At 72.4% G+C, this 26999-nt stretch carries 23 protein-coding genes and 1 pseudogene; 8 read left to right on the forward strand and 16 right to left on the reverse strand.

The window, feature by feature from the left end; translation table 11 throughout:
* The first annotated feature begins 49 nt into the window (after nucleotides 1–49).
* Together GTY58_RS09365 and GTY58_RS09370 are read left to right on the forward strand one after the other, a co-directional pair.
* Nucleotides 50–2944, forward strand: a complete 2895-nt coding sequence (locus tag GTY58_RS09365) for a peroxidase family protein (protein WP_010983213.1) — start codon at nucleotides 50–52, stop codon at nucleotides 2942–2944.
* 109 nt (nucleotides 2945–3053) lie between these two features.
* Nucleotides 3054–4511, forward strand: a complete 1458-nt coding sequence (locus GTY58_RS09370) for a hypothetical protein (protein ID WP_010983214.1) — start codon at nucleotides 3054–3056, stop codon at nucleotides 4509–4511.
* A 6-nt stretch (nucleotides 4512–4517) separates the two neighbouring features.
* On the opposite strand, the gene GTY58_RS09375 is transcribed toward GTY58_RS09370, so the two are convergent.
* A complete protein-coding gene (locus tag GTY58_RS09375) occupies nucleotides 4518–6323 on the reverse strand; it encodes a sugar phosphate isomerase/epimerase and 4-hydroxyphenylpyruvate domain-containing protein (protein WP_010983215.1) in 1806 nt (601 codons plus the stop codon).
* A 25-nt stretch (nucleotides 6324–6348) separates the two neighbouring features.
* Entirely contained in the window at nucleotides 6349–7224 is an 876-nt protein-coding gene (locus GTY58_RS09380) for a shikimate dehydrogenase (RefSeq protein WP_010983216.1), read from the reverse strand.
* A 175-nt stretch (nucleotides 7225–7399) separates the two neighbouring features.
* On the opposite strand from GTY58_RS09380, the gene GTY58_RS09385 reads away from it, so the two are divergent.
* Complete coding sequence (locus tag GTY58_RS09385) at nucleotides 7400–8065, forward strand: TetR/AcrR family transcriptional regulator (RefSeq protein ID WP_010983217.1); 666 nt, start codon at nucleotides 7400–7402, stop codon at nucleotides 8063–8065.
* Between the two features lie 252 nt (nucleotides 8066–8317).
* Nucleotides 8318–9670, forward strand: coding sequence for an MFS transporter (locus GTY58_RS09390; RefSeq protein ID WP_010983218.1), 1353 nt, complete (start codon nucleotides 8318–8320; stop codon nucleotides 9668–9670).
* 176 nt (nucleotides 9671–9846) lie between these two features.
* On the opposite strand, the gene GTY58_RS09395 is transcribed toward GTY58_RS09390, so the two are convergent.
* Nucleotides 9847–10284, reverse strand: a complete 438-nt coding sequence (locus GTY58_RS09395) for a TIGR03618 family F420-dependent PPOX class oxidoreductase (RefSeq protein WP_010983219.1) — start codon at nucleotides 10282–10284, stop codon at nucleotides 9847–9849.
* Between the two features lie 74 nt (nucleotides 10285–10358).
* Between GTY58_RS09395 and GTY58_RS09400 the strand changes: the two genes are divergently transcribed.
* From GTY58_RS09400 to GTY58_RS09410, 3 genes are read left to right on the forward strand one after another with little or no spacing between them, the layout of a single operon-like run.
* Nucleotides 10359–10937 (forward strand): TetR/AcrR family transcriptional regulator, encoded by a 579-nt coding sequence (locus GTY58_RS09400; protein ID WP_037647403.1) that lies wholly within the window; start codon nucleotides 10359–10361, stop codon nucleotides 10935–10937.
* Nucleotides 10934–12307, forward strand: a complete 1374-nt coding sequence (locus tag GTY58_RS09405) for an MFS transporter (RefSeq protein ID WP_010983221.1) — start codon at nucleotides 10934–10936, stop codon at nucleotides 12305–12307. The genes GTY58_RS09400 and GTY58_RS09405 overlap by 4 nt, the downstream gene beginning before the upstream one ends.
* A 59-nt stretch (nucleotides 12308–12366) precedes the next feature.
* A complete protein-coding gene (locus tag GTY58_RS09410; RefSeq protein WP_010983222.1) occupies nucleotides 12367–13593 on the forward strand; it encodes a serine hydrolase domain-containing protein in 1227 nt (408 codons plus the stop codon).
* 8 nt (nucleotides 13594–13601) lie between these two features.
* Here the strand turns inward: GTY58_RS09410 and GTY58_RS09415 are convergent, their stop codons facing one another.
* The 8 genes from GTY58_RS09415 to ribA form a co-directional block, all read right to left on the reverse strand.
* Nucleotides 13602–14027 (reverse strand): ester cyclase, encoded by a 426-nt coding sequence (locus GTY58_RS09415; RefSeq protein ID WP_010983223.1) that lies wholly within the window; start codon nucleotides 14025–14027, stop codon nucleotides 13602–13604.
* Between the two features lie 40 nt (nucleotides 14028–14067).
* Nucleotides 14068–14919 carry a hypothetical protein gene (locus GTY58_RS09420; protein ID WP_010983224.1) on the reverse strand — a complete coding sequence of 284 codons (852 nt, stop codon included), beginning with the start codon at nucleotides 14917–14919 and terminating at the stop codon, nucleotides 14068–14070.
* On the reverse strand, nucleotides 14916–15650 hold the full coding sequence (locus tag GTY58_RS09425) for a MerR family transcriptional regulator (protein ID WP_010983225.1): 735 nt from the start codon (nucleotides 15648–15650) through the stop codon (nucleotides 14916–14918). Before GTY58_RS09425 ends, GTY58_RS09420 begins: the two co-directional genes overlap by 4 nt.
* Before the next feature lie 124 nt (nucleotides 15651–15774).
* Nucleotides 15775–16929 carry a saccharopine dehydrogenase family protein gene (locus tag GTY58_RS09430; RefSeq protein ID WP_010983226.1) on the reverse strand — a complete coding sequence of 385 codons (1155 nt, stop codon included), beginning with the start codon at nucleotides 16927–16929 and terminating at the stop codon, nucleotides 15775–15777.
* Nucleotides 16922–18031, reverse strand: a complete 1110-nt coding sequence (locus GTY58_RS09435) for a saccharopine dehydrogenase (protein ID WP_010983227.1) — start codon at nucleotides 18029–18031, stop codon at nucleotides 16922–16924. Before GTY58_RS09435 ends, GTY58_RS09430 begins: the two co-directional genes overlap by 8 nt.
* Nucleotides 18028–19173, reverse strand: a complete 1146-nt coding sequence (locus GTY58_RS09440) for an FAD-binding oxidoreductase (RefSeq protein ID WP_010983228.1) — start codon at nucleotides 19171–19173, stop codon at nucleotides 18028–18030. The genes GTY58_RS09435 and GTY58_RS09440 overlap by 4 nt, the downstream gene beginning before the upstream one ends.
* Nucleotides 19170–20150, reverse strand: coding sequence for an ornithine cyclodeaminase family protein (locus tag GTY58_RS09445; protein WP_010983229.1), 981 nt, complete (start codon nucleotides 20148–20150; stop codon nucleotides 19170–19172). The genes GTY58_RS09440 and GTY58_RS09445 overlap by 4 nt, the downstream gene beginning before the upstream one ends.
* A gap of 244 nt (nucleotides 20151–20394) precedes the next feature.
* Nucleotides 20395–21087, reverse strand: coding sequence for a GTP cyclohydrolase II (ribA, locus tag GTY58_RS09450; RefSeq protein ID WP_010983230.1), 693 nt, complete (start codon nucleotides 21085–21087; stop codon nucleotides 20395–20397).
* Between the two features lie 37 nt (nucleotides 21088–21124).
* On the opposite strand from ribA, the pseudogene GTY58_RS09455 reads away from it, so the two are divergent.
* Nucleotides 21125–21784, forward strand: a pseudogene (locus GTY58_RS09455) (creatininase family protein); the annotation flags it as partial.
* Here the strand turns inward: GTY58_RS09455 and GTY58_RS09460 are convergent.
* The 5 genes from GTY58_RS09460 to GTY58_RS09480 form a co-directional block, all read right to left on the reverse strand.
* Nucleotides 21757–23226, reverse strand: a complete 1470-nt coding sequence (locus GTY58_RS09460; protein WP_237528748.1) for a lysylphosphatidylglycerol synthase transmembrane domain-containing protein — start codon at nucleotides 23224–23226, stop codon at nucleotides 21757–21759. The pseudogene GTY58_RS09455 and the gene GTY58_RS09460 overlap by 28 nt on opposite strands.
* A gap of 26 nt (nucleotides 23227–23252) precedes the next feature.
* A complete protein-coding gene (locus tag GTY58_RS09465; RefSeq protein WP_010983233.1) occupies nucleotides 23253–24209 on the reverse strand; it encodes a class I SAM-dependent methyltransferase in 957 nt (318 codons plus the stop codon).
* The gene (locus GTY58_RS09470) at nucleotides 24206–25405 is read right to left on the reverse strand and encodes a glycosyltransferase family 4 protein (RefSeq protein WP_037647561.1); all 1200 of its coding nucleotides are present in this window, start codon (nucleotides 25403–25405) and stop codon (nucleotides 24206–24208) included. The genes GTY58_RS09465 and GTY58_RS09470 overlap by 4 nt, the downstream gene beginning before the upstream one ends.
* Nucleotides 25406–25440: 35 nt before the next feature.
* Nucleotides 25441–25839: a 6-carboxytetrahydropterin synthase gene (locus GTY58_RS09475; protein ID WP_010983235.1), complete on the reverse strand. Its 399-nt coding sequence runs from the start codon at nucleotides 25837–25839 to the stop codon at nucleotides 25441–25443.
* Between the two features lie 174 nt (nucleotides 25840–26013).
* A complete protein-coding gene (locus GTY58_RS09480; protein ID WP_010983236.1) occupies nucleotides 26014–26994 on the reverse strand; it encodes a zinc-binding alcohol dehydrogenase in 981 nt (326 codons plus the stop codon).
* Between the last annotated feature and the right edge of the window lie 5 nt (nucleotides 26995–26999).

Here is a 26999-nt window from a genome sequence, read left to right on the forward strand (position 1 = left end):
CAGCGTGCCGGCCCCTGTCCCGTACGCATCCGTGCGAAGGAAGCGACCGATGACCGAGACCGGGCGGCACGAACAGCAGTACGAGCGGTATGAGGGTGGCAGTCCCGAGGCGGAGCGCCAGGTGTTCGAGCGGCTGGCCCGGGAGATCATGGAAGTCCAGGTCAAAAACCAGCGGGCCCAGGGCGGCGGGATCTCGCGCACCTTCCACGCCAAGGCGCCGCTGGCCGTGGAGAACGCGCGACTGCGCTTCCACGACGACCTGCCCGAGGCCCTGCGGGTCGGCTTCGCCCAGCCGGGCGCCGACTATCCGGCGACCGTGCGCCTGTCCAACGCGAGCGGCGTCCAGCAGGGTGACGGATCGCCCGACCTGCGCGGTGCGGCCGTCCGCGTACGGGTGTCGGAGGACGAGAGCCACGATCTGCTGGCGACCAGCCATCCGGTTTCGCACGCCCGCGACGCCCGGGAGTTCGTGGCCTTCGCCAAGGCGATGGCGGGTGCCCGCAGCCCCCTCCAGAAGGCCTTCGGGCTGTTCGTGAAACTCCCGCTGGCCGTGGGCCTCGGCACCGCGAACCGGATGCGGCGCAATGTGCAGGCGGCGGCCCGGCACACCGTCGACTCCCTCGCGAGCGAGACGTACTGGAGCCGCGGGGCGATCCTGTGGGGCGAGGCGGGTCCGGTGCGCTATCTGCTGCGTCCGGCCCCGGGCAGCCCGCCGCCGCTCCCCTGCGACCCGAACGACCCGGACTTCCTGCACCGCGAGCTGGCGCAGCGGCTGGCCAGGACGGACATCGCGTTCGACCTGTGCGTGCAAAGGTTCGTCGATGAACGCCGCACCCCGGTCGAGGACGCCTCGGTGGAGTGGCAGGAGGCGATCGCGCCCGCACAGCCGATCGCCCGGCTCACCATTCCGGGGCAGGACCTCGACGACGCGAAGGCGCGCACCGTCGCCCGCCGGATCGAGGACCTCGCCTTCAACCCCTGGCACACGACGGACGACTTCCGTCCGCTCGGCAACATCAACCGGGCCCGCAAGGCCGCGTACGGGGCGAGCAGCGCGCACCGGCTCGGGCTGCGGTTCAGCACCGCGGAGCCGTGGCAGAACCGGCTGCTCACGCCACCCGCGGGTGCGGCCTTCGGCCTGCTGAACCGAGTGCTGCCCTGGCACCGGCTGCCGTTGCGGCTGAGCCTGCTGAACCTGGTGTTCCTGCGGAAGGCGCTGCGCCGCTTCAACCTGATCGACACCGAGCCCCGCGAGGCTCCCCCGAAGGCCCAGCCGGTACCGGAGCCGATTCCGGAGCGGCTGCGCACCGAGCGGTCCTACGACGGCTCGTACGACGATCTGTCCGAGCCGGGGATGGGCGCCGTGGGCGCCGCCTTCGGCCGCAACGTCACGCCGGACTACCGGCCCGACCTCTTCGACACCCCGAACCCGGTGACGGTCAGCCGCCGGCTCCTGTACCGCGAGAGCTTCCAGCCCGCGACCTCGCTCAACATCCTCGCGGCCGCGTGGATCCAGTTCCAGGTGCACGACTGGGTCAACCACCGCCGCCACCGGCCCGGGGGACGCACGGTCGAGGTGCCGCTCCCGCCCGGCAGCGGCGACTGGCACAACACGCCGGGCGGGCCGCCCGAGAACGTGATGCGGTTCGCGGAGAACGAGGGCCTCGAACTGCCCGGCGACCGGCCGCCGATCCTCTTCGGCAACGTCGCCTCGCACTGGTGGGACGGCTCCGAGGTGTACGGCGAGGACGAGCAGACCGCTCGTTTCCTGCGCGAACCGGACGGCGGTGCCAGACTCCGCCTGGAGGACGGCCACTTGCCGGGCGGCACGAACGGGATCCCGCTCACCGGCTTCAGCGAGAGCTGGTGGATGGGTCTCAGCGCGATGCACACGCTCTTCGCGCGCGAGCACAACGCGGTCTGTGACGCGCTGCGCGCCGAGTACCCGTCGATGAGCGAGGAGCGGATCTACCGGACGGCACGGCTGGTGGTCTCGGCGCTCATCGCGAAGATCCACACGGTGGAGTGGACCCCGGCGATCCTCGCCACCGAGGCGATCGACATCGGGCTCCACACCAACTGGCAGGGCCCGCCGCGGAACTGGCTCAACAAGCTGGGTCTGTGGCTGTTCGAGGCGCACTCGCTGACCGGCATCCCCGGGACCCGGCCGGACCACCACGGGGTGCCGTACTCACTGACCGAGGACTTCGTCACCGTCTACCGCATGCACCCGCTGATCCCGGACGACTACGAGCTGCGCGAGCACCACTTCGGGCAGCGCCTGGAGACGGTCGGGTTCCTGGACATCCAGGGCGGCGCGGCCGAGGCGAAGATCCGCAAGACGGGCCTGGCGAACACGCTGTACTCGTTCGGCATCGCCCATCCCGGCGCGATCACCCTGCACAACTTCCCGCGTTCGCTCCAGCAGTTCGAGCGGGACGGCGAGATCATCGATCTGTCGGTGGTGGATCTCGTCCGCACCCGGCGGCGCGGCGTCCCGCGGTACAACGACTTCCGGGCGGGCCTGCACAAGAAGCGCATCCGTTCCTTCGAGGAGCTGACGCGGAACGCCGAGACGCTGGCGCGGCTCAAGGAGGTCTACCGCTCGGTCGACGAGGTCGACACCATGGTCGGCCTGCTCGCGGAGAACCCGCCGGCCGGCTTCGGCTTCAGCGACACCGCGTTCCGCATCTTCATCCTGATGGCCACGCGCCGGCTCCAGAGCGACCGCTTCCTGACGGTCGACTACCGGCCCGAGGTCTACACCCCGCTCGGCATCGACTGGGTCGAGAAGGGCGGCATGAACTCCGTGATCCTGCGGCACTGCCCGGAACTGGCGTCGCTCATGCCGCGCCGGGCGAGCGCGTTCGCGCCTTGGCGGACGGTGCAGCCGGCGGCCAACGGCGGCCCCCCTGACAACGGCGGCCCCGGTGACAACGGCTGACTCCGGCGCTAGGAGCGCACCAATGGCACGCCGCGCTCCGGGGACCAGGGATTTCGGCCGACCGGGCGGCAGTTGACAGCTTCGGTGCGGCACGCCAGAGTCCCGCGAGATGGAGATCAACGACCTGACGCCTGCCGAGCGACGTGTGTGGGAGGCCTTTCCGCGGGGCGCGTCCGTGGACTTCCGCACACCTGACGCGGACACCGAGGCCGCTGAGTGGGGACCGGAGCGGACCGTGCGAGCGAGCGTCCTGCGGGCACTGCTGCTCACGGCACCGCAGGAGGAGGGCGAGACGGCCGCGCTCAAGGTCGCGGGTGCCCGGATCACCGGCGTACTGAGTCTGATGTACGCGACGATCGGCCATGTCGTCCGGCTGAGCCACTGCCGGTTCGAGGAGGCGCCCAAGCTGCACGGCGCCCAGCTTCGTCAGCTCAATCTGCGGCAGTCGGTGCTGCCCGGCCTGGCCTCGGGGAACGTACGGATCGACGGCATCCTGCGGTTGACGGACTGCCGTGTCCACGGGCCGGTGCGGCTCGATGGCGCGCAGATATCCCGCGCGCTCTTCCTCGACGGTGCGCGGCTCTCCGCCCAGGACGACGCGCAGCCCGTGCTCCAGCTCAACCAGGCCGCCATCGGCGACGACCTGTGGGCGCCGAAGCTCCGGGTTCGGGGTGAGGTGCGGATGAACGGCATCCATGTGGCCGGGTCGGTCAACCTGGAGGACGCCGATCTGAGCGCGCACGCGGGCACCGCCCTCAGCGCCGAGACCCTCAGCGTGGGAACCGATGTGCGGGCGCGCTGCCTGCGCGCGGACGGCCGGCTCGAGCTGCGCGGCGCCCGGATCCCCGGCCGGCTCGATCTGCTGCACGCTCGTCTCTCGAACCCCGGCGGCACGGCGCTGCGGGCGAGCAGCTGCGCCATCAGGGAACTCTGGCTGCGCGACGGCGACCGGATCGAGGGCGTCCTCAATCTGCGCCGTGCGCAGATCGACCTGCTGACCCTGGCCCCGGAGATGCTGCCCGACGAGGTGTTTCTGAGCGGTCTCACCTACACCATGCTCACCCCGAACGAGCCCGCCGAGCGCCGTCTGCCGATGCTCGACCGGGACGGCGGCGGCTATCTCCCCTCCGGATACGAGCAGTTGAGCGCCGCGTACCGCAGAATCGGCGACGACAACGCGGCCCGCCTCGTCCAACTCGCCAAGCAGCGGCGCCATCGCGCCACCCTGGCCTGGTACGCGCGGATCTGGGGCCACGTCCAGGACGCCACCGTCGGCTACGGCTTCCGTCCGCTGCGTGCCGCCGGCTGGCTGCTGTCCCTGCTGGCCGTGGGCTCGATCGCGTACGGCGTGCATCCGCCCCACCCGCTCAAGGCCTCCGAGGCGCCGCCCTTCAACGCCGTCTTCTACACCCTCGACCTGCTCCTGCCGGTCATCGACTTCGGTCAGGAGCGGGCCTTCTCCCCCACCGACTGGTACCAGGGCCTGTCCTACGTCCTCATCATCACCGGCTGGATCCTGGCGACGACGATCGTCACCGGTGTGACGCGCACGGTCAGCCGTCAGTAGTACGGCTCACCGGACCGGCCGCCCCGCGTGCTGGGCGGCCAGCCGCACCGGTGCGTTCTGGGCTCCGTAACCGCGGTGGCCGGCGTCACGCTGGACGAGTTCGAAGAAGACGCGGCCGACCGTCTCCGTGTAGCAGTGCCGGAACGCGCCGCCCGCGTCACGGTCGTAGAGGATGCCGAGTTCGCGGTACGTCTCCAGCTCGCCGTCCGCGAACTCGTACCGGGCGGCCAGGTCGTCGTAGTAGTTCGCCGGAATCCGCAGCAGCCGGCCGCCCGCCGCGCGAAAGCGGCGGGCCGTGGCGACCACGTCCTCGGTGGCGAACGCGATGTGCTGGGCCCGGGCGCCGTCGTCGGTCGGTGCGGGTCCGACGCTCAGCGCGATCCGCACACTGCCGTCGGCGTTGGTGACGGCACGGCTGCGGTGCAGACCGTAGGGGTCGGCGACGTCGACGCTGTCCTGCGCGTTCAGACCGAGCACGCTGCGGTGGAACAGGGCCGCCTCGTCGAACTGGTGCCAGGGCTGGGTGAGGGCGAGATGGTCGACCCGGGTGACGCCGTGCGCGGGGGCACGGCCCGGCGCGTCCGCGTCCACTTCCAGGTCCGCGAAGTCGCCTCGCCAGTCGGGGAGTTCGGGGCGGGCGGCGCAGAAGAAGAGTTCGGTGCCGTCGGGCGCGGCGACCGCCTCCAGGGGCGCGTCCTCCAGGGCGCGGCGGCGCGGCAGCACCGGGGCGAGCAGGGCCTCGGCGCGGCGGGCCGCGGCGGCCGGGTCCGGTGACTCCAGGCCGACGGCGGCGAGCGAGGTGCCGGCGCGGCGGGCGGCGGGGCCCGTGTTGACCAGGACGCGCGCCGCACCCTGCTGCCAGAGGTCCACCGGCTTGGAGCGGTGCCGGGCGGTGCGACCGAAACCGAGCGCGCTCAGGAGCGCGGAGACCGGCTCGACGTCGGGTGTGACGAGTTCGGCGAAGGCGATCCCGGTGGGCACCACGGGCGCGGGGGGTGTGGCGAGTCCGGTCGCCTCCTGGAGGGCGAGCAGCGAGCGCTGGGCGTCCACGGCGGTGGGTCCGGCCTCGGCCTGCCGGAAGACGTCGTTGAAGACCTCGAGGGACAGCGGTCCCCGGTATCCGGCGCGCATCACATGTCCGAGGAACCCGGCGATGTCGAAGCCGCCCTGGCCGGGGAAACAGCGGTAGTGACGGCTCCACTGGAGGACGTCCATCGCCATCTGCGGGGCGTCGGCCAGTTGCAGGAAGAAGATCTTCTCGCCGGGGATGTCCTCGATGCCCTTGGGGTCCGAGCCGCGGGCGAGGATGTGGAAGCTGTCGAGGCAGGTCCCGAGCGCGGGGTGGCCGGCGGCCTCGACGATGCGCCAGGCGTGGTCGTACGTACGCACATGGCGCCCCCACGCCAGCGCCTCGTAGGCGACCCTGATCCCGAAGTCCGCGGCCAGTTCGGCCAGTCGGCGCAGCTGCCGGGCGGCGAGCGCGTCGTCGTCCTCGGCGAGCGGGGAGACGCTGGAGCAGACGAGGACGGTGTCCGCGCCCAGGCGTCGCATCAGCTCGAACTTGTGGCGCGCGCGGCGCAGATTGCGGCTGAACTCGTCCGCCGGTACGGCCTCGATGTCGCGCATCGGCTGGTAGAGGTCGATGCTCAGACCGAGGTCGGCGCAGCGGGCCCGGATCTCCTCGGGGCTGAGCGGGCTGGCGAGCAGGTCGTTCTCGAAGATCTCGACGCCGTCGAAGCCGGCCCGGGCCGCGGCCGTGAGCTTCTCGGTGAGGGACCCGCTGAGCGAGACGGTGGCGATGGACGTACGCACGGGGTGTCTCCCTTCTGTCCGGGCTTCAGTGCCGGACGGCCGCGGTGCCGGCCAGTTCGGCGATGTCGGCGAGCATGCGCATGCTGTCGGGTTCCCGCCCGGTGAAGAGCCGGAACGCGTCCACCGCCTGGAAGACGGCCATGCCGCCGCCGTCGAGCGTGGCGCAGCCGAGCGCGCGGGCGGTGCGCAGCAGTTCGGTCTCCAGGGGGCGGTAGACCACCTCGGCGACCCACAGACCGGGGTGCAGCAGCTCGGCCGGGAGCGGGATTCCGGGGTGGGCGGCCATACCGGTGGGGGTGGCGTGCACGATGCCGTCGGCGTCCGTCAGCAGCTTGGGCAGCGTGTCCGGGCTCGCCGCGGCGGCGCGGCCGTCGCCGAAGTGCCGGTTCAGTGCCACGGCGAGGGCGGCGGCCCGCTCCGGCAGCGCGTCGACGACGGTGACGTGCCCGGCGCCGAGTGTCAGCAGGGCGTGCGCCACGGCCGCGCCCGCGCCGCCCGCGCCCAGCTGTACGACCCGTTCGAGCCGGGCGTCGGGCAGTCCGCGCGCGAAGGAGGCGGCGAACCCGGTGACGTCCGTGTTGTGACCGACGGCGCGGCCGTCCTCGAAGACGACGGTGTTGACCGCGCCGAGCGCCTCGGCCTGCGGGGCGAGCGTGTCCAGGTGGCTGATGACGAGCTGCTTGCAGGGGTGCGTGATGTTGAGCCCGTCGAAACCGAGGTCCCGGGCCGCGCGTACCAGGCCGCCCACGGCTTCGGGTCCGACCCCGAGCCTGTCGATGTCGATCAGCCGGTAGTGATAGCGCAGTCCCTGCCGGCCGGCCTCGCGTTCGTGCAGGGCGGGGCTGAGCGAGGGGCCGATGCCGGAACCGATCAGGCCGACGAGATACGAGTCCTGGGTCACGGCGGTCCTCCTGGGCTGCCGCCGGACGGGTCGCCCGGACAGCTGACTAATGTACGAACTAGTACGTTAGTCATATCAGGATGTCACGCCGCCGTGAAGACATCGACCGGACCGACCCGCGCCGAGGCCCTGCTTCTACAATCTCGGCACCGGCATCTCCGTCCGAAGGAACCCGATGACCAGCGTCGACGAACCGGCACCACCGAACGGCCGCATCCGCGACGCCGCCCGCACCAGGGCCGAGATCCTCGACGTGGCGACGCAGGAGTTCGCGCGGGCCGGATACGACGGCGCCCGGGTCGACGAGATCGCCGCCCGCACCCGCACCACGAAGCGGATGATCTACTACTACTTCGGCGGCAAGGAGCAGCTCTTCACGGCCGTCCTGGAACGGGCCTACTCCGTCATCCGCCAGGCCGAGCAGGAACTCGACGTCGAACACCTGGACCCGGTCGCGGCCATCCGCAAGCTCGCCGAGGTCACCTTCGACCACCACGAAGCGCACCCCGACTTCATCCGCCTGGTCAGCATCGAGAACATCCACGGCGCCGAGCACATCGCCGCGTCCGAGGAGCTCGGCCGGATCGGCTCGCCCGCGCTGGACGTGACCGGCCGCATCCTGGAAGCCGGCCGCAGCTCGGGACTGTTCACGGCCGACGTCGACGCCGTGGACCTGCACGCGCTGATCAGTTCCTTCTGCTTCTTCCGGGTCTCGAACCGCCATACCTTCGGCGCCCTCTTCGGCCGCGACCTGGTGGCACCCGGCCGGCGCGAGCACTACCGGACCATGCTCGGCGACCTGGTCATCGCCTATCTGACGGCGGACCGCTCCGCGGACTGAGCCCCGCACCGCGGCGCCGCGCCCGGCTCCGGACCAGGACCGTGCGCCGGCCCGGAGGCGGAGAGCCCCTTCTGCGCGACCTCTTGACACCCGGGAAACGTGAGCGCACCATCCGTAGCCAACCGCTACTAACTATCCAGTGGGTTAATTAGCCGGGCACGCACCCGGCGCGGCCGACCCGTCACCCCAGGGCCCCGGCACCTCTCCCCTCCGCTCACCCGCTCCGCCCGGAGCTCCTCGAAGGAGTACGCCGTGTCCGTCCCCGCCGCCCCGCACGACGCGCCACCCGGCCAGCCGAGGAAGGCCGCGCTCGCCGCCTGGATCGGCAGCGCCCTGGAGTACTACGACTTCTTCATCTACGGCAGCGCCGCCGCGCTGATCTTCCCGAAGGTCTTCTTCGACGAGTCGGACCCCGCCGACGCGACGCTGCTCTCCCTGGCCACCTTCGGTGTCGCCTACGCCGCCCGCCCGGTCGGCGCGCTGTTCCTCGGCCACTTCGGCGACCACCTGGGCCGTAAGAAGATCATGGTCTTCACGCTGATCCTGATGGGCCTGTCGACGTTCCTCATCGGCTGTCTGCCCACCCGCGCCCAGGTCGGCGGCCTGGCCCCGGTGCTGCTCGTGCTCTGCCGTGTCCTCCAGGGCGTCTCCGCCGCCGGCGAGCAGGCCAGCGCCAACTCGATGACGCTGGAACACGCGCCACCGCACCGCCGCGGCTACTTCACCAGCTTCACCCTGAACGGCACCCAGGCGGGACAGCTTCTCGCCACCCTCGTCTTCCTCCCCGTCGCCGCGCTCCCCGAGGACCAACTGCTCTCCTGGGGCTGGCGCGTTCCGTTCTGGCTGAGCGTCGCGGTGGCCGTCGCCGGCTACGTCATCCGCCGCACCCTCCAGGAGACTCCGGCCTTCGCCCAGCAGGCCGCGGCCGACGGTGTCGCGAAGCTGCCGCTCGCCGTGCTGCTGCGCGAGCACTGGGCCGATGTGCTGCGTGTGGTCGCCGCCGCCCTCATCGCCTCCGTGAGCACGATCTTCACGGTGTGGGCGCTGGCGTACGCGACCAGCGACTCGGTCGGCCTGAGCCGCTCGTCCATGCTGTGGGTGGGCGCGCTCGCCAACCTGGTCGCCCTCGGCGCGATCCCGCTCTGGGCCGTCCTGTCCGACCGCGTCGGCCGCCGCCCGGTCTTCCTGATCGGCGCCGTCGGCAGCGCGGTGCTGATGTTCCTCTACCTGTGGGCCATCTCCACCGGCTCCTACCCTCTGGTCCTGCTGCTCGGCGTCCTCACCTTCGGTGTCGTCTACAGCGCCGCCAACGGCATCTGGCCCTCCTTCTACGGGGAGATGTTCTCCACCCGCGTCCGCCTCTCGGGCATGGCCATCGGCACGCAGATCGGTTTCGCGGTCGCCGGCTTCGCCGTCACCTTCGCCGCGCAGATCGCCGGTCCGGACGGCGACGACTGGTCCTCGGTCGCCCTCTTCGCCTCGGCCCTGTGCATTCCGCCGATCGTCGCGGCGCTCACCGCCCGCGAGACGCACAAGGTACCGACGGAACTGCTCGGCGAGCGCCCGGCGCAGGGGGCCGCGAACCGCGAGACCGTGACGGCCTGACCGACCCGCCCGGTCCGCCGGGCCTGACGATCCGTTGGGCCCGCCGGTCCACTGGGCCCGCCCGGTCCGCCCGAGTCTCCGGCGTCCGTCAGACGTCCGGAGGCTCGGACTTCGCACGGCTGGGACGCGTACGTCCGCGCGGCGAGGAACCGCACGGAAGGCGGCGCGATGGCGGCTCAACCCCGCGGAATCCCGTACGCCCGCTCCACCCGCAGGCGCAGCACGAGCCGGCGGTCGCGGACCATCGCGGCCCGGAAGTCGTCCCAGTCGGGGTGCTCGCCCAGCACGTCACGGTAGAGCCGGATCAGTTCCTCGACGGTCTCGTCGTGCGGGTCCCGCGCGACCGGCGACAGTTCGGCCACGCCCTCGACGACCGTGTACGCCCTCCGGTCGGGCCCCGTCACGTGGTACGACGCCCTCGGGTCCCGGCGCAGATTGCGGGTCTTGGCGCGGTCGTCCGTGACCGACACCCGCAGCGTCCGCTCGTCGGGGTAGTACGCGTGGGCGACGTTCGACAACTGGGGCCGTCCGTCGCGCTTGAGGGTGACCAGCACTCCGGCGAGATGGTCGGAGAGCAGCTTCAGCAGTGCGTCCTGCGTCGCGTCCTGAGTCATGTCTGGGTCAACCCGCCGGTCCCGGCACGCATTCCGCGTAGACACTGTCTACGAGTCTCTGGTAGACAGTGTCTATGAGCGATGAGGGGACCGGGCTGCGGGCTCGGCTGATCGAGGCGGGCGTCGACCTGGTGGCCAAGGAGGGCGCGAACGCGCTGTCCCTGCGGGAGATCGCCCGTCGGGCGGGGGTCTCGCACGGGGCCCCGCGCCGCTACTTCCCCACCCACCTGGCGCTGCTCTCCGCCATCGCGCGGCGCGGCTTCGCGGAGCTGGCGGAGCGGGCGACGGCGGCGGTCGGCGACGGCGGGGCGAGCCCGCGCGCACAACTGGCGTCCCTGGGACGGGTCTACCTGGACTTCGCGCTGGACAACCGGGGCATGTACGAGCTGATGTTCCGTCACGACCTGCTGGAGAGCAACCGTCTGGGGCTGCGCGACACCAGCCTGCCGCTCTTCGGTGTGCTGGTGGACCTGGTCGCAAGGGCCCGTCCCGGGGCGGACGCCCGCGCCGTCGCCGGCTCCCTGTGGGCGAACCTGCACGGGATCGCCCAGCTGTGGGGCTGGGGCAGCCTTCAACTCGCCACCGGCGCGGTCGACTTCGCACCCCTGCTGGGTACGGCCCTGGACGCGCACCTCGGGCCGGAGGACCAGTGAGCGCGCACCGGGGTCTCACTCTGACAAGCAGTGTCGTCGGCGCGGTGATCGTCGCCCTGGACGGGACCGTGCTGACCGTCGCGCAGCCCACGCTGGGGCGGGATCTGCACGCCTCGGTCGCCGAGGTGCAGTGGACGAGCACCGGGTATCTCATCGCGGTGGCGAGCCTGTTGGTGTTCGCGGGCCGCGTCGGCGACCGGTACGGGCATCAACGCGTCTTCGCCGTGGGCATGCTGGGTTTCGGCGCGGCCTCGGCCGGGATCGGGATGGCGGCGGGCATCGGCTGGGTGATCGGACTGCGCGTGGTTCAGGGGGTGTTCGGCGCGCTGCTCCAGCCGGCGACCCTCGGGATGCTGCGGGCCGCGTATCCGCCCGACCGGCTGGGGATGCCGATCGCGCTGCGGACGAGCGCCATCGGGGTGGCGGCCGCCGCCGGTCCGCTGGTGGGCGGGGCGCTGGTCACCCCGTTCGGCTGGCGGTCCGTCTTCTTCGTCAATGTCGTGCCCGCGCTGGCCATGGGCGGTCTCGCCCTGGCCGTCCGGGGGCCGGAGCGGACGCCCCCCTCCGGGCGGCGGCTCGACCTGCCCGGCGCCTGTCTCCTCGCGGTGGCCCTGGCGTGCCTCGTGCACACCCTGGTCGGGATTCCGGACGGCGGCTGGACGACGGTGTCCACGCTCGGGCTGATCGCGGCGGCCGTCGCCGGTACCGTCTTCGTCCACCACGAACGGCGCACGCCGAGCCCGCTGCTGCCGCCCGACGTGCTCGGTTCGGCGGCCGTCGGTGCGGCGCTGGGCATCCTGGTGGCCGCCTCGGCGTCGATGCTCGGCACCCTGTTCGTGAGCAGCTACTTCCTTCAGGACGTTCTCGGCCTGACTCCGCTGGAGACCGCCCTTCGGGCCCTGCCGGGACCGGTGATGATGGTGCTGGCGGCACCCGCCTCCGCCGTCCTCATGCGCCGCTACGGCCCCCGTCGGACGACCGCCTGCGCGATGACGCTCCTCGCCCTCGGCGTCCTCGTGCTGTCCCGGCTCGGCGAAGGGTCGGGGGCGCTGTCGATCGGAACCGGATTCCTGCTGCTCGGCGCGGGTTTCGGCACGGTGATGGTGGCCGCCACGGCGGTCGTCGTACGGCAGGTGGCGGCGGGCGCGGCCGGCGTGGCGGGCGGCCTCCAGCAGACCGCGATGAACGTGGGGCCGACGCTGGGGGTAGCGGCGGCGACCACGCTGATGACGTACACGCGCGTGGGCCTGGCTCCGACGCTGACGGTGCTGGCCGCGCTGGCCGCGGCGGGCGCACTGCCGGCTCTCGCGCTGCCGGGCCGCTCCGGCAGCCGGAGCGGAGCCCCCGAGGAATCACTCACGGCCTCGTGAGAGAGCATGACGTCTGGGACCGCGGCCCGGGACGGCCGCGGGAGAGACCGGAGGAGAACATGGGACACCTGCGGCAGGAGGCCGAGCCGGGCGAGGTCGGGCTCGACCCGAAGGCGCTGGCCCGCCTCGACCAGCACTTCGCACACGAGGTCGACGACGGCCGGCTGCCCGGCTTTCTCGTGTCCGTCTCCCGGCACGGGCGCGTCGCCCACCTCACGACGTACGGCCACCGGGACCGCGCGGCCGAACTCCCGGTGGAGACCGACACGTTGTGGCGGATGTACTCGATGACGAAGCCGGTCACCTCGGTCGCCGCGCTGATCCTCATGGAGGAGGGACGGTTCGGACTCGACACGCCCGTCGCCGAGTTCCTCCCGTCGTTCGCCGAGCCGCGGGTGTACGTCGACGGCGCGGGACCCGACATCCGCACCCGCCCCGCCGGGCAGCCGATCCTGATCCGCCATCTGCTGACCCACACGGCGGGCCTGACCTTCGGCTTCTACCACTGCCATCCCGTCGACGCCCGCTACCGGGAGGCGGGCATCGAGTCGTCGGTGCCACCGGGCGCGGACCTGGCCGAGGCGTGCGAGGTGTACGCGGGCCTGCCGCTCCAGTTCGAGCCGGGGACCCGGTGGAACTACTCCGTGGCCACCAATGTCCTAGGCCGGCTCATCGAAGTGGTGTCGGGCCGGCCCCTGGACGACTTCTTCGCCGACCGCGTCCTGACTCCCCTCGGCATGACGGACGCCGGCTTCTGCGTGACGCCGGAGCAGGCGTCCCGTCTCGCCGAGCTGTACGGCGAGACGGAGGACGGCGGTATCGCTCCGGTCCCCGGCCTGCCGCTGCACGGCCGGCCGCGCTTCCTCTCGGGCAGCGGCGGCCTGGTGGCCACGGCGTACGACTACCACCGGTTCATGGAGTTCCTGCGCCGTCGCGGCGAACTCGACGGCGTCCGGCTGCTCGCCCCCAGGACCGTCGCCATGATGACCGCCAACCAGCTCCCCGGTGGCGCCGACCGCCGTGCGTTCGGCACCACGGTCCACCAGGAGCCCGGCAGCGCCGGTCTCGGCTTCGGCCTCGGCGTCTCCGTCGTCGTCGACCCCGGTGTGACCCGCTCCCCGTCCGCCCTCGGCTCGTACGGCTGGAACGGGGTGGCCACCACCACGTTCTGGGTCGACCCGCACAACGACATGACGGTCCAGTTCCTCACCCAGGTACGCCCGACGGGCTCGCACCGGGTCTACCCGGAGCTGAAACGCCTCATCCACGAGTCCCTGGCGGGCTGACAGCGAGGTCAGGGACCGGACGGCGGCGAGATCTGCTGCATGAGGCTCATCAGGTCCGGGGCCACCCATTCCTCCGCGATCCTGTCGCCCTCGATGCGGTAGAGCTCGATGCTGCGGAAGCCGACCGGCCGGTGCGTCGCGGCCACGCCCTGGAAGGTGCCCTGGTGGGTGCCGCGGAAGTGGACGCGTACCGCCACCTTGTCGTGGACGCTGAACATGTCCTCGACGTCGACCTGGAGGTCAGGGAAGCCTTCGAGCATGGCCTGAGCGCCCAGCCGCCAGATCTCCCGCCCGTGCAGCGGGTCGGGTGTCCCGGGGACGTTGGCGATGAAGTTCTCCGTCAGCAGCTCGACGCACGCGTCGAGGTCGCCGCTCTGCAGCCTCTGATAAGCGGTGCGCAGCAAGGCTGCGTTCTTCTCGGTGGCGGTGGCCATCAGGTGTCCTTTTCTCGGTTCTCAGTGCAATGGGGGGAATTCAGGTGAGCGCGGGCCGGCGCAGGGCGCCGACCAGCGCGCGCGGGTCGTCGGCGTGGAAGCGGATGGTCCGTGCTTCCCCTCTGCCGCCGAGCGGGCGGGTGAAGACCAGAGGGCGGGTCAGTTCCAGGGTCACCGTGGTCTGACCGGCCACGATCAGATCGAGCACCCCCTTCTCGGACAGCGTCACGAGCCTGCCTTGCGGGTAGCAGCGGTCGACCCGGACCGAGGCGACCGCGTCCGCCGGGACGGCGAGGTCGAAGAGGGCCCCATAGCGGATCCGCAGGGAGCCGTCGGGGCGCGCCACGTGCGGCCGGGTGACGCAGGCGGCGTGCAGGCCCAGCATCATGAGGACCCCGTACACGTCGAGGACGAGCAGCACCCGGTGGACGACGGGCCACGGGATCAGGACCGCCAGCGCGACCGTCTCGATCACCGAGACGAAGATCAGTCCGTACATCATCGCCGTCTGCGGTCCGGTGTACCCGGCGACATGGTCCCCGGGGCGAACACCGTGCTTCCGGCGCGCGGCCCACCGGCCGAGGGAGGCGGCGGCACGCAGCTCGTGCACCAGTAGCCGGCGTACCCGTGCGGGGACGACGGCACGGACAGCGGCCCGCAGGGCGGCCGGTGGCTCGAGGCCCTGGGCGCGCCGGCTCGCGTACAGCGAGCGCAGCACCCATGCCTCCAGCATGAGCACCGCGAGCGCCACGGCCTCGGCGGCCGCAGTCGCCCACACCGGCGGCCGTACCCCGGCCGCCAGGCACACCGCCAACGCGAGCTCCCCCGGTATGACGGCGCCGGCCGCGATCCGCGCCGCCCGCATCCCGCGTACCTCCCCGGTCCCGCTCATCCCCGGCTCCTGCGCATGAAAGCCTCCATGACCCTGCGTACGACTTCCGCCTGCGCGGGGGCGTACTCCGCGAGCAGCGCCTCCTGGAACCCGGCCACGACCTGTCCCTCGGCGGAGATCGCGGCGAACACCTCGTCGGGGACGGCCGCCACCAGCTCGGCTGCCAGCGCCGGGATCCGCGGATCGTCCGTCGGGGCTTCGGCGAGTGCGTCGAGGCGTTCGTAGAGCGCGAGCAGCGCCGGGTCGGCCGCCAACGGTCCGAGCGCGGCGTACAGTTCCTGGCCGCCGGAGCCCGCGGCGTCGAGCAGCGTCAGGTGCTCGCGGTCCTTCGCGGCGGCGGGCGAGGCCGGGTGCGGCGTCTTTGCGAGGAGCGCGGCGAGCGCGGGGGACAGGGGTTCGGTGTCCCGCGGCTCGGCGGCCAGCAGCACCGCGAGCCGCCGCCGGCGCTCCCCGATCTCGGCCTCCTGCCGGGCGAGGTCGGCGTCCAGTTCCTCCAGTACGTCGGCCAGGTCGCGCCCCGCGTCGTCCGCGAGGACGTCCCGCACCTCGTCGAGGCTGAGCCCGAGCTCGGTCAGCCGGCGTACGCGGGCCAGCAGGACGGCGTCGCGGACGCTGTAGGCCCGGTATCCGTTGGGGCGCCGCTCCGGTTCCGGGAGCAGCCCGACATGGTGGTAGTGCCGGATCGCCCGGGTCGTGACCCCGACGAGCGCGGCGATCTCTCCGATCCGCATGACTTCAGTAGAAACCTTGCCGCCGCGTCAAGGTCAAGCGTGTGCGCGGCGCCGCGGCGCCGGCTCGGCGACGGCGCCGCGCGGTTCCTGCGGTGGGGGCGGCGACGCGCCGCCCCCACCGCCTTCACCCATCGGTCCGAAGCGCGAAGTCGATCCCCTCCCGCCGCAGCTCCCCCAGCCACTCCTCCGACCGCTGCGCCGTCTCCGCCGCGCGGTTCAAGCCGGCCGGCAGGTCGCCGTCGAGTACGTGGCGCACCCCCAGCCCCAGTGTGCGGGAGACGCAGCGGGCCATCGCGCTCTCCTCCGGGGTGCCTTCGAGGTCCAGCAGGTAGCGGCCCGACCAGGTCGCCCCCGTGCCGCTCCGCACCTCCAGGGACACGGCGAGAACCACGCGGTCGCGGTCCTCCTCCGTCGTCGGGTACGTCGTGGCCAGCTCCGCCGCGAGCGCCGCGATGCGCTCGTCGTCACCCGCTTTCAGTTCCTCGAAGACCGCGCCCCAGGCCCGCAGCCAGCCGTCGAGCCGGAGGGTGCCGCGGACGAACGTCTGCGGTTTCCAGGCGGCCGGCAGGCCGTACTGGCCGATGAAGGGAACACTGTCCCGGTTGGGGTAGACCTCGAAGGTCTCGCCGTCGACGACATGGGGCCGCGTCGCCTCCCACGGCCGGTCCGTCGTCGTCTCGGCCCCGTGGTCGAGGTAACGCGCGGGTGAGCGCAGGGCGTTGAGCACTCCCGCGGGTGCCCAGCTGAAGCGGTACTTGAAGTCGTTGGGGACCGCCGGGACGCCGCCGCAGTACGACGTCAGACTCACCTCCGCCGCCGTTTCGGATCCGATCGCCTCCTGGGCCCGTGCGATCAGACTGTGGGCGAACAGGTGGTCGATGCCGGGGTCGAGCCCGGCCTCGGTGAGCACGACGACGCCTGCCGCGGCGGCCGCCGGGACCTGGTCGAGCACCGCGTCCGACACATAGCTGGAGCAGGCGAAGTGAGCCCGGCCCTGGACGCAGAGGGCGAGCAGCGGGGCGTGTTCCGGGGCGGGCAGCATGGAGACCACCACGTCTCCGGGTGCGAGCTCGGCCGCCAGCGCGGGGAGCGTGTACGCGCGGGGCTCGGCGCGCCCGGCGAGCCCCAGGTGGTCGAGAGCCTGTGCCGCGCGCTCCTCGGTGCGATGCCACAGCCGTACGCGGTCGGCGGCGACGCACACGGCCGCGAGGCCGCTGCCCGTGGACAGGCCCGCGCCGATCCAGTGGACGGTACCGCTCGCGGGAACCGGGTCAGACATCGCGGACCTCCGTGTCGTCGGTGCCGAGTTCGATGCCGAGTTCACGGCAGGCCTCGTGGAAGCGGTCCAGGCACCGTCCCCACGGTCCGCCGGACCGTACCCCGGGTCCGCCGGACCGTCCCCGGGATTCAGCGGTGCCGAAGTCGAGCAGCGACGGCAGCAGTGCCGCCGAGAAGTCCGTGCTCGCCTCCCGGGGCAGCAGGGACGGCAGGTTGTCGATCGCGATGAGGTCGAGCGGCGGCGCCTCGCGGAGGCGGCGGACGGGGTGCGCCCAGTCGGTGGTCGTGTCGTAGACCGGCAGGACGTTCAGGGGCGATCCGACGTCGACGGTGACGTCCGCGAGCGTCCGCAGCCGACGGCCCGGCTCGTCCAGGTCCTTGTCCGTGAGGAACGGCGGGATCGGCCGGGTGGTGAGCACGGTGTTGACCAGCAACTCGTGCTCCAGGAGAACCGGTCGGTCGAGATCGCGCGTCTCGGCCAGGTCCCAGCAGGTGGGTTCGACGCCGGCCTCGCCGAGGGCCACGCGGGCGCCCCGGCCGCTGCGGCCCAGGGCCCCGATGACCAGCGCCGTCAACTCACCCTCGGAGGAGCGGAGTTCCGCCTCCAGCTCCTCCTTCGACGTCGGCCGCAGCGGGGTGCCGAGGCCGCCCCGGTGGTGGAGCACGGCGAGCGCCGCCCCCAGGTATCCGGCCCAGTAGCCGAACGCGGCCAGCCGGCGTCCGTCGTCGTCCACCAGGTACTCGAGGTCGAACAGGGCCCCGCCGCCGGCCGCGAACCTGCGCAGCAGCGCCTCGGCTCCGGGCTGCCGCTTGTACGCGTGCCCGAAGAAGACATGCCGGTGAACCAGTTCGGCGGGCTCGTCCGGGAGTTCCTTGAGGCCGACGATCACGGCGTCCGGTGGCGCCGACACCCATGAGCCCGCCTCGGCGATCTCGCAGCCCACCGCCTCGTACGCCTCGGTCGGAAAGATCCGCTGCGGTGAGTCCTCCACGGTCAGCCGCACCCCGCTCTCGACGAGCCGTCGGGCGTCGGACGGTACGACGGGCGTGCGCCGCTCGGTCGTACGGGACTCGTGGCGCAGCCACAAGTGGAGCTGGGTCATACGCGGTTGACCTCCGGACGCGGCGCGTCGGCGGCGAACCGCTCGACGCTCAGGGGGCTGATGTCGACGAACGGTACGCGGTCGAGGTACAGATCACGGATCACCTCGCCGACCGCGGGTCCCTGGAGGAAGCCATGCCCGGAGAAGCCGGTCGCGTACAGGAAACGGGAGCAGGAACCCGCCTCGCCGATCAGCGCGTTGTGGTCCGGTGTGATCTCGTACAGGCCCGCCCAGCCGCCGGTGCGGCGCAGGTCGAGCAGGGGGGGCGCGCGGCGTTCCATCGCCTCGCACAGCCGGGGGATCCAGCGGTCGTGGGTCTCGGTCGAGAAGCCGGTGGTCTCGTCGGGGTCGGACATGCCGACGAGGAGACCCGGGCCTTCGGTGTGGAAGTAGAGGCTGCTGGTGAAGTCGATGGTCATGGGCAGCCCGGGCGGCAGACCGGTGACCGGCTCCGTGACGGCGATCTGGCGGCGCAGCGGCCGCACCGGCAGGTCCACCCCGACCATGGCGCCGACGGCCTTCGACCAGGCGCCGGCCGCGCAGATCACCGTGCCGGTCCCGATGCGTCCGCGCCGGGTGAGTACGGCCGTGATGTCGTCGCCGCGGGTCTCGATGCCGGTGACCTCGCAATGCCGCAGCACCTTCGCGCCGTGGCGGCGGGCGGCGGCCGCGTAGCCGTGGACCACCGACTCGGGCGTGCAGTGCCCGTCGTCCGGTGAGAAGGCGGCGGCCAGCAGCCCGTCGGTGGTGATGAGCGGCGAGAGGCGGCGCGCCTCGGCCGGTTCGAGCATGCGGCTCGGCACACCCAGGGAGTTCTGGAGCCGGACCCCCGTCTCGAACGCGGCGACCTCCTCCGGAGTGGACAGCAGGAACAGATAGCCGACCCGGTGCAGCCCGATGTCCTGCCCCGGTTCCTCCCCAAACCGGCCGAACGCCTCCAGGCTCCGGGCGCCGAGCCGGATGTTGAGCTCGTCGGAGAACTGCGCCCGTACGCCGCCCGCGGCCCGCGAGGTCGAACCGGAGGCGAGTTCGTCGCGCTCCACCAGGACGACGTCGCGTACGCCCGCGCGGGCCAGGTGGTAGGCGATGCTCGTGCCCATCACCCCGCCGCCGATGACGACCACGTCGGCGTGTGTGTTCATGGGTGCTCCCGTGGTCCGCGGGCCGCGGCGATCACGGCCCAGGCCGCCGCCGCGTCCTGGATGCCGAGTCCGACGCTGTTGTAGAAGACGATGTCGCCGGGGCTCGTCCGCGCGGTGTGCCGGCCGGTGACCACGGCGCCGAGCGGGATCAGGTCGTCCGGGGCGAGCCGCCGCTCCCGCAGCGCGTCCACCACCGGTCCCGCGTGGTCGGCCGCGGTCCCCGGATCGTCGACGACCACCGCCGCGGCCCGCCGCAGCACCTCGGCGTCGACCTCGCTGCGGGTCGGCTCGAAGGAACCCACGCTCACCACCGTGCACCCCGGCGCGAGCCACTCGCCGCGTACGACCGGCGTCCTGCTCAGTGTGCAGGCGGCGACCATGGGCACTTGGGCCACGGCTTCCTCGGCGGTGTCGACACCCTTGGCGGCGACACCGAGTTCGGCGGCGAGCCGCTGGGCCGCCTGCTCGCGGCGGCCGGGGTTCGGGCTCCAGACGCGTACGGACCTGAGGTCCCGCACCCGGGCGACGGCCCGCGCATGGGCGAGTGCCTGGGTGCCGGAGCCGAGAAGGCCCAGCTCGGAGGCGTCGGCGGTGGCCAGCGCGTCGAAGGCGACGGCGCTCGCGGCGGCGGTCCGCAGTGTGGTGACCGCCGTACCGTCCATGACGGCCACGAGCCGGCCGGTCACCGGGTCGAGCGCGTTGATCACCGCGTGGACGCTGGCCAGACCTGCGGCCGGGTTCCCGGGATTGACGCTGCCGAACTTGGCGACGGTCCCGGTGTCCGCGGACAGCCGCGAGACGTACGCGAAGACGACACTGTCGTCGAACCGGCTGGGGTACATGATCTTGCCGGGGAGCTCGGCGGTGCCGTCGCCGAGCGCGGTGAACGCGGCGCGCTGCGAGGCGATCGCCGCGTCGGTGTCCAGCAGTTCCGTCACGCGGCGCGAGGAGAGGTAGAGGACGTCGTCGTCGGTCATACCTTGCTCCTATCCGCTGTCCCGGCCGGCGTACCACGCCCGGCGCGTCCGGGTGCCGCACACCACGGCCACCGTGCGAGACCTTCTCGCCACGGACGACGGCGAAACCCGAAAGCCGCCCCGGGACACGGGACGGCCGGCCTCGTCGCCGCGGAAGTGGCCGCGGAAGGCATCGCCGCCGGCGGCCGGCGCCGGGGTGGGACCGGCCGGCCGGCCGCGCGGCCGTCGCGTGGAGCGGGCCGGCTCAGGAGGAGCGGGCCACGGCGTCCAGGTGCGGCAGGATGTGGTCGAGCCGCTCCCGCTTGGTGCGCAGATAGGTGATGTTCTCCTCGCACGGCGGTATCAGCAGCGGAACCTGTTCGACGACGTTGATGCCGTGCTGGAGCAGCGACTCCAGTTTGCGCGGGTTGTTGGAGAGCAGGCGTACGGACCTCACCCCGAGGTCGTGCAGGATCTTCGCCGCCACCCCGTAGTCACGGGCGTCCACCGGGAGGCCGAGGGCGAGGTTCGCCTCCACGGTGTCCAGCCCCTCCGCCTGGAGCTTCATCGCGCGCAGCTTGGCGAGCAGGCCGATCCCCCGGCCCTCGTGGCCGCGGAGGTAGACGAGGATGCCGCGCCCCGCGGCGACGATCTCCCGCAGGGCGGTGGTGAGTTGGGGGCCGCACTCGCAGTGCCTGGACCCGAAGGCGTCCCCTGTCAGGCATTCCGAATGGAGCCGGGTGAGCACCCCCTCCTCCCCGGCGCCACGCACACCGCCGAGGCCCCCGATGTCACCGATCTCGCCGTACACCAGGGCCACTTGCTCCTCTCCGCGATCGTGGTCGAGGTAACCGACGGCATGGAAATCGCCGTACACGGTGGGCAGGGGGGCATTCACGACTCGTTCGACACCTGAGAGATGCGCAGTCCCGCCGAGTACGCCAAAGTTTTCTGTCATGATCTGGTTCCTAAGCAGAGTCGAAAGGCCGTGAAACATGAGTAGTTCAGGATCGCAGTCGACGGTATCCGGTCTGTTGCCGCAGGACACCACGGAGGATGTCCGGGAACGCGGGTCCGGGGCCGTCCGGCAGGTCGCCGTGCTTCCTGTCGGCAGCTTCGAACAGCACGGTGCGTTCCTTCCGCTGGCCACCGACACGCTGGTCGCCTGTGCCATCGCGCGGGAAGTCGCCGCCGCGTATCCGGTCCATCTCCTTCCTCCGGTGACGATCTCCTGCTCGCACGAGCACGCGGCCTGGCCGGGAACCGTCAGCATCTCCTCCGTCACGCTCCACGCGGTGGTCCGGGACATCGCGGACTCGCTCCGCCGTTCGGGGGTCGAGACCCTGGTTCTGGTCAACGCGCACGGCGGAAATTACGTACTGGGCAATGTAGTTCAGGAATCCGCCGGCAGCGGTACCCGTATGGCGCTTTTCCCGGCCCCGGAGGACTGGGATGCGGCCAGGGAACGGGCGGGTGTACAGACCTCGCTGCTCAGTGATATGCACGCCGGGGAAATTGAGACCTCCATTCTCTTGCACACCCATCCGGAATTGGTCCGGCCCGGATACGAGACCACCGATTTCCTCGTCGACGATCGGCGGCATCTGCTCACCCTCGGTATGTCGGCCTATACGGAGTCGGGCGTCATCGGGCGCCCCTCGCTCGCTTCCGCGGAGAAGGGGAAGCAACTGCTGGCGGGGCTCGTCGATTCCTTCGAACCGTATTTCTCCTTGGTCACCTCGGAATCGGCCACCGTGACCCCCGGAACGGCGGCGGCGGACCGGCACCGTTCGTGACGCCGTGTCAGGAGCACCTCCGGCCGTGACGGGGGTGAGCGGGGGTAGGAGGCGTGCGGTGCGGGGGCACGGAGCGCGTGGGGGGTGCGCTCCGGGGTCGAGCCGGCGTCGGGCACAAGGTGCCGCGGCCGTCCGGTGGGCGCCGCCGTTTCGCCTTCGGCGTGCGCCGCGTCCACCGCTTCGTCCGCCACGTCCACCGCTTCGTCCGGCCGTTCGGCGGTGGCCGGGCTCTCGTGCCGCCGGTGCTTCAGGGCGGCGTACCAGCGGACGACGAGTACGCAGATGCCGGGCAGGCTCGCGACGAAGCTGAGGACGCCGTACACGACGGCGACGGTCAGCCCCGTGCTCGCGCCGAGCCCGGCCGCGCCGAAGGCCCAGGCGGTGACGCCCTCCCTGGGACCCCAGCCGCCGATGTTCAGCGGCAGTCCCATGGCGATCAGGGCCAGCAGCGCGATGGGCAGCAACCGGGCGACGGACGCGGCGGATCCGGCGACCCGCGCGGCGACCAGGAACATCGCGAGGTGTCCGGCGAGCACGACGCACGACGACAGCAGGACGCCGGGCCAGTTGCGCCGGTCGAGCAGTGCGCTCCGCGCCTCGGTGAGCGCGGCGCGCAGGGCCCGGCCCCGACGGGACGGGCGGGGCGCGCGGCCCATCCGGATGGCCGCCACGATGGCGAGCGAACCGAGTGCGGCGAGCCCCAGCAGCTCGGCCAGATGGCGGCTCTGGGCCAGCACCGGTGACGGCTGCGTGAGCAGGACCGGTACGCCGATCGCCACCAGGGCGATCTGGCCGGCGGTCCGTTCGAAGATCACCGCGCGGACGCCGCGGCCGAGGTCACCGGTGCTCTGCCCGTGCCGTACCGCGCGATGGACGTCGCCGACGACACCGCCGGGCAGCGCCGCGTTGAGGAACAGGGCACGGTAGTAATCGGCGACGGCGGGGCCGAGCGGCAGCCGGATGCCCAGTCCCCGGGCGACGAGGCACCAGCGCCAGGCGCTGAACACGGTGGTCAGCAGGCCGATGCCGAGCCCGATCAGCAGGGTCGGGGCGTCGATCCGGCGCAGCCCGTCGAGGAAGACACCGGTGCCGAGGCGCCACAGGAGCACGCCGAGGATGACGGTGCCGGCGACGGTCCCGAAGTGCTTACGGACCGCCCGCGATGCGAACCGGGCACGCAGCCGGGTGGCTCGCGAGGTGCGGGGCGACGCGACGGGCGACACGGTCACGGAGGTCGCGCCGTCCTTCGGTCGTGCGGGTTCCGGCGGCCGCACCGTGGTGAGCTGCGCGGCGTCGGTCATCAGCGGCCCCGCATCCGCCGGCGCCGTCATGACGCCCCGCCCGCCGGCCTCGGCAGTGCCAGCAGGTCCATGTGGTGCACGACCACCCGCAGTTCGCCCGCGGCGCAGGCGGCCAGACGGCGCTGCAGATACGTATCCGCACGCTCCGCCAGCTCCGGTCGCTGCTCGACGGCCGCCCCGACCCAGCCGCGCAGCCACTCCGCCGCCAGTTCACTTTCCTGGGCGCCGAGTCGCCAGGCGCTCGGGTTCACCCGTACGGTCGCGCCCAGCCGCCCGAAGGCCTCGCAGGCCGCGTTGATCGCGTCGGGTCCGAGGAGGTCGCCCCGCCGCTGGTGGGTGTTGAAGGCCTCGCCGATCTCCGCGTCCATCGGGTCGGCCGGGGTCAGTTCCACCCGTCCGACGACGGAGAGCGTCAGCAGCGCCGGGCAGCCCGCGCCGACGCAGGCCTCGGCGAGCGTGTCGATCTCGTCGGGGGTGAGGACGTCGAGGAGCGCGGAGGCGGTCACCAGCGAGGCACCGGCGAGGGCGTCCGGGGTGAGCCGCCCGATGTCGCCGCGCTGGGTGGTCACCGTGACGCGGCTGCCGTCGGCGGCCGCCCGGGGCGCGCCCACGGTGGCGAAGTGCAGCAGATACGGGTCGCGGTCGTGCAGGACCCAGTGCTGGGCGCCGTCGAGCCGGGGTGCCAGCCAGCGCCCCATGGAGCCGGTGCCGCAGCCGAGGTCGTGCACGACCAGGTCCCTCGGCCGCCCCGGCCGGTTCGCCAGCCGGATCCGCAGCGGGTCGAGCAGGTCGTGGGCCCGCGCGGCGGCGTCGGCGGGCTCGCGCAGTTGGAGCCACTGGGGGGCGTAGCGCGGCACCTCGGGGTCGGCGCCCGCGGGCGCCGGAATCGCCGGCAGCGGGGCGGGCCCGGAGGCCGGGTCGGTGTCAGCCGCTCCCGTGGCCGTACTTCCGGGGGACCCTGTCGGGGTGGTGCTCATGCTCATGCCGCCCTCCGGGACGTGTCGGGCAGCCGGGACAGTACGCCCGCCAGGCTGCGGGCGGTCGTCGCCCAGCCGTCCAGCGCGGCCCGCCGCCCGCGCGCGGCCGCCTTCAGCCGGCGCCGTACATCGGCCTCGCCGAACCAGCCGCGCAGTTCCGCGGCGAGCGCCGCCGGATCCTCCGGCGGTACGAGGATGCCGGGCACCCCGCCGTCGGGCGCGCGCCCGACCGCTTCGGGAACCCCGCCGACGTCGGTGGCGAGGACGGGGATGCCGCGGGCCAGGGCTTCGGTGACGGCCATGCCGTATGTCTCGGCGTACGAGGCGAGGACCATGAGGTCGGCGGCGGCGTAGCTCGCGTCGAGTTCGGCGCCCGCCTGGGGTCCCGCGAGGTGCAGCCGGTCACCGAGGCCGTGCTGGTCGATCAGGGCGCGGAGCCGTGCGACGTACTCGGGGTCCTGTCCGAGCCCGCCGACGAACGAGCAGGTCCAGGGCAGGTCGGTGACGGTCGCGAGGGCCTCGATCAGCCGGTGCTGTCCCTTGCGCAGCGTCACCGCGGCGACGCACAGCAGCCGGGAGACGCCGTCGGTGCCGGAGGCGAGGGGGGCGATGTCGGCGCCGGGGGCGGCGGCATGGACGCGGTCGGGGGCGAGCCCGTGGTGGGAGACGAGCCGGCGGACCGCCCAGTCGCTGGTGGCGACGACCGCGGACACGGCACGCAGGGTCGTGCGCTCCAGCCGGTCGAGTTCGGCGGCGACGGCGGGGTCGAGCCCGGTCTCGTCACCCAGGGGAAGGTGCACCAGTACGGCCAGACGCAGCCGTTCGGCCTCGGGCACGACGATCTCGGGCACTGGGCAGGCGACGAGTCCGTCGAGCAGGACGACCGTGCCGTCGGGCAGTTCCCGCAGCGTACGGGCGAGTTCGGCGCGGGCGTCCGCGCCGGGCCGGGGCCAGCTGCCGTCGACCAAGTGCTTGTGGACCTGCCAGCCGAAGCCGGGCAGGTCGAGGCAGATCCGGCGGTCGTAGGCGTTGCCGCCGCTCGGCATGGCCGGGTCGTCGACGCCGCCGGGCATCACGAAGTGGGCGGTGCGCAGGGACATGGGGATGATCTCGGCGTTCTTGAGAGCCGCGTGCTGCACGGGCACGTAGTTCAGGGCTGCCTGGTCGACGACCTTCGCGGCCGTCTCGCGGGCGGTGTTCATGGTGTTCGTCGATGTCCGCTCGACGGTCGTGTCAGTCACAGAGCACGCTCGTAACTCGCCCAGGCGATGTGCGACTCGTGCAGCGTGACCGAGATGCCCGCCAGGCCGCGGGCGCCCTCGCCCAGCGCTCCCTTGTGCACGCGCTCGGCGAGCCGGTCGGCGATGACCTTGGCGAGGAACTCCGTCGAGGTGTTGGTGTGGGCGAAGTCGGGCTCGTTGTCGAGGTTCCGGTAGTTCAGCTCGCTCACCACACCTCCCAGCTCCTGTGTGGCCAGTCCGATGTCGACGACGATGTTGTCGTCGTCCAGCTCGGCGCGGCGGAAGGTGGCGTCCACGAGGAACGTCGCTCCGTGCAGACGCTGCGCGGGTCCGAAGACCTCGCCGCGGAAGCTGTGGGCGATCATGATGTGATCGCGGACGGTGATGCTGAACAACGGACGACCCTCCAGGTGCGGTGCGTCTGACTCCCCTGCCGGGGCATGCCGTGTAGTACGGCTGACCCGTACGCCTTGTTCATCTGCTCGTTCTCCTTGTTTCGAAGGTTCCTCATGAATCCTTGTGCGGATCCGATGCGGCTTCGCTCCGGGGACGGGCAGCTCGCGTGGGGGTCAGCCGGCGTCGTACAGAACTCGGTGGCACAACCCCGCAAGCTCACCACTGGCAAGCCGTGGCAGCACGTCGGGGAGTTCTTCGAAGGCGCACTCGCCGGTGACGAGCGCGTCGAACGCGGGTTCGGCGAGCAGTTCGAGGGCGAGCGCGAGCCGGTCGGCGTACGTGCGTCCGGGGCGCCCGGACGGCGACACGGTGCCGACCTGGCTGCTGCGCACGACGAGCCGCCGGGAGTGGAAGGCCTCGCCGAGCGGCAGGCTGACGCGCCGGTCGCCGTACCAGCTCATTTCGAGGACGGTCCCCTCCGGGGCGAGGAGTTCGAGGGACCGGGTGAGCCCCGCCTCGGTGGCGCTGGCGTGCACCACCAGGTCGCACTCGCCGAGGGCGTCCTCGGGCAGGGCGAAGCCGACGCCGAGCGCGCGGGCGATGTCGGCGCGCGCCGGGTCGGCGTCGACGAGCTGGACGCGGACGCCGGGAAAGCGGGCGAGGAGCGCGGCGACGGAACAGCCGACCATGCCGCCGCCGACCACGGCGATGCGGTCGCCGACGAGGGGCGCGGCGTCCCACAGCGCGTTGACGGCGGTCTCGACGGTGCCGGCGAGGACGGCCCGGGCGGCGGGTACGGCATCCGGGATGACAGTGACCGCGGAGGCGGGGACGACGTACCGGCTCTGATGCGGATAGAGGCAGAAGACGGTCCGCCCGACGAGCTCCCGCGGCCCGTACTCGACCGTTCCGACACTCAGGTAGCCGTACTTCACCGGCGCCGGGAAATCGCCTTCCTGGAAGGGCGCTCGCATGGCGGCCTGTTGGCTCTCGGGTACGCCACCGCGAAAGACGAGGGTCTCCGTGCCGCGGCTGACGCCCGAGTAGAGCGCGCGCACGAGCACCTCGCCGTCGGCGGGCTTGTGCAGCTCCACGTCCCGCAGCTCGCCGTGTCCGGGCGAGCGCAGCCAGAAGGCGCGTCCTGTGAGTTCCATATGCG

Origin of the sequence: Streptomyces sp. SID5469 (assembly GCF_009862865.1) — a bacterium.
GTDB lineage: Bacteria > Actinomycetota > Actinomycetes > Streptomycetales > Streptomycetaceae > Streptomyces > Streptomyces avermitilis.

Coding starts and splice junctions, on each gene's coding strand:
- GTY58_RS09460 (WP_237528748.1), bottom strand. CDS start 23,226: ATGACCGACGCCGCGCAGCTCACCACGGTGCGGCCGCCGGAACCCGCA.
- GTY58_RS09410 (WP_010983222.1), top strand. CDS start 12,367: ATGGGACACCTGCGGCAGGAGGCCGAGCCGGGCGAGGTCGGGCTCGAC.
- GTY58_RS09435 (WP_010983227.1), bottom strand. CDS start 18,031: ATGACCCAGCTCCACTTGTGGCTGCGCCACGAGTCCCGTACGACCGAG.
- GTY58_RS09420 (WP_010983224.1), bottom strand. CDS start 14,919: ATGAGCGGGACCGGGGAGGTACGCGGGATGCGGGCGGCGCGGATCGCG.
- GTY58_RS09430 (WP_010983226.1), bottom strand. CDS start 16,929: ATGTCTGACCCGGTTCCCGCGAGCGGTACCGTCCACTGGATCGGCGCG.
- GTY58_RS09445 (WP_010983229.1), bottom strand. CDS start 20,150: ATGACCGACGACGACGTCCTCTACCTCTCCTCGCGCCGCGTGACGGAA.
- ribA (WP_010983230.1), bottom strand. CDS start 21,087: ATGACAGAAAACTTTGGCGTACTCGGCGGGACTGCGCATCTCTCAGGT.
- GTY58_RS09465 (WP_010983233.1), bottom strand. CDS start 24,209: ATGAGCATGAGCACCACCCCGACAGGGTCCCCCGGAAGTACGGCCACG.
- GTY58_RS09365 (WP_010983213.1), top strand. CDS start 50: ATGACCGAGACCGGGCGGCACGAACAGCAGTACGAGCGGTATGAGGGT.
- GTY58_RS09395 (WP_010983219.1), bottom strand. CDS start 10,284: ATGACTCAGGACGCGACGCAGGACGCACTGCTGAAGCTGCTCTCCGAC.
- GTY58_RS09425 (WP_010983225.1), bottom strand. CDS start 15,650: ATGCGGATCGGAGAGATCGCCGCGCTCGTCGGGGTCACGACCCGGGCG.
- GTY58_RS09415 (WP_010983223.1), bottom strand. CDS start 14,027: ATGGCCACCGCCACCGAGAAGAACGCAGCCTTGCTGCGCACCGCTTAT.
- GTY58_RS09440 (WP_010983228.1), bottom strand. CDS start 19,173: ATGAACACACACGCCGACGTGGTCGTCATCGGCGGCGGGGTGATGGGC.
- GTY58_RS09400 (WP_037647403.1), top strand. CDS start 10,359: ATGAGCGATGAGGGGACCGGGCTGCGGGCTCGGCTGATCGAGGCGGGC.
- GTY58_RS09385 (WP_010983217.1), top strand. CDS start 7,400: ATGACCAGCGTCGACGAACCGGCACCACCGAACGGCCGCATCCGCGAC.
- GTY58_RS09370 (WP_010983214.1), top strand. CDS start 3,054: ATGGAGATCAACGACCTGACGCCTGCCGAGCGACGTGTGTGGGAGGCC.
- GTY58_RS09470 (WP_037647561.1), bottom strand. CDS start 25,405: ATGAACACCGCCCGCGAGACGGCCGCGAAGGTCGTCGACCAGGCAGCC.
- GTY58_RS09480 (WP_010983236.1), bottom strand. CDS start 26,994: ATGGAACTCACAGGACGCGCCTTCTGGCTGCGCTCGCCCGGACACGGC.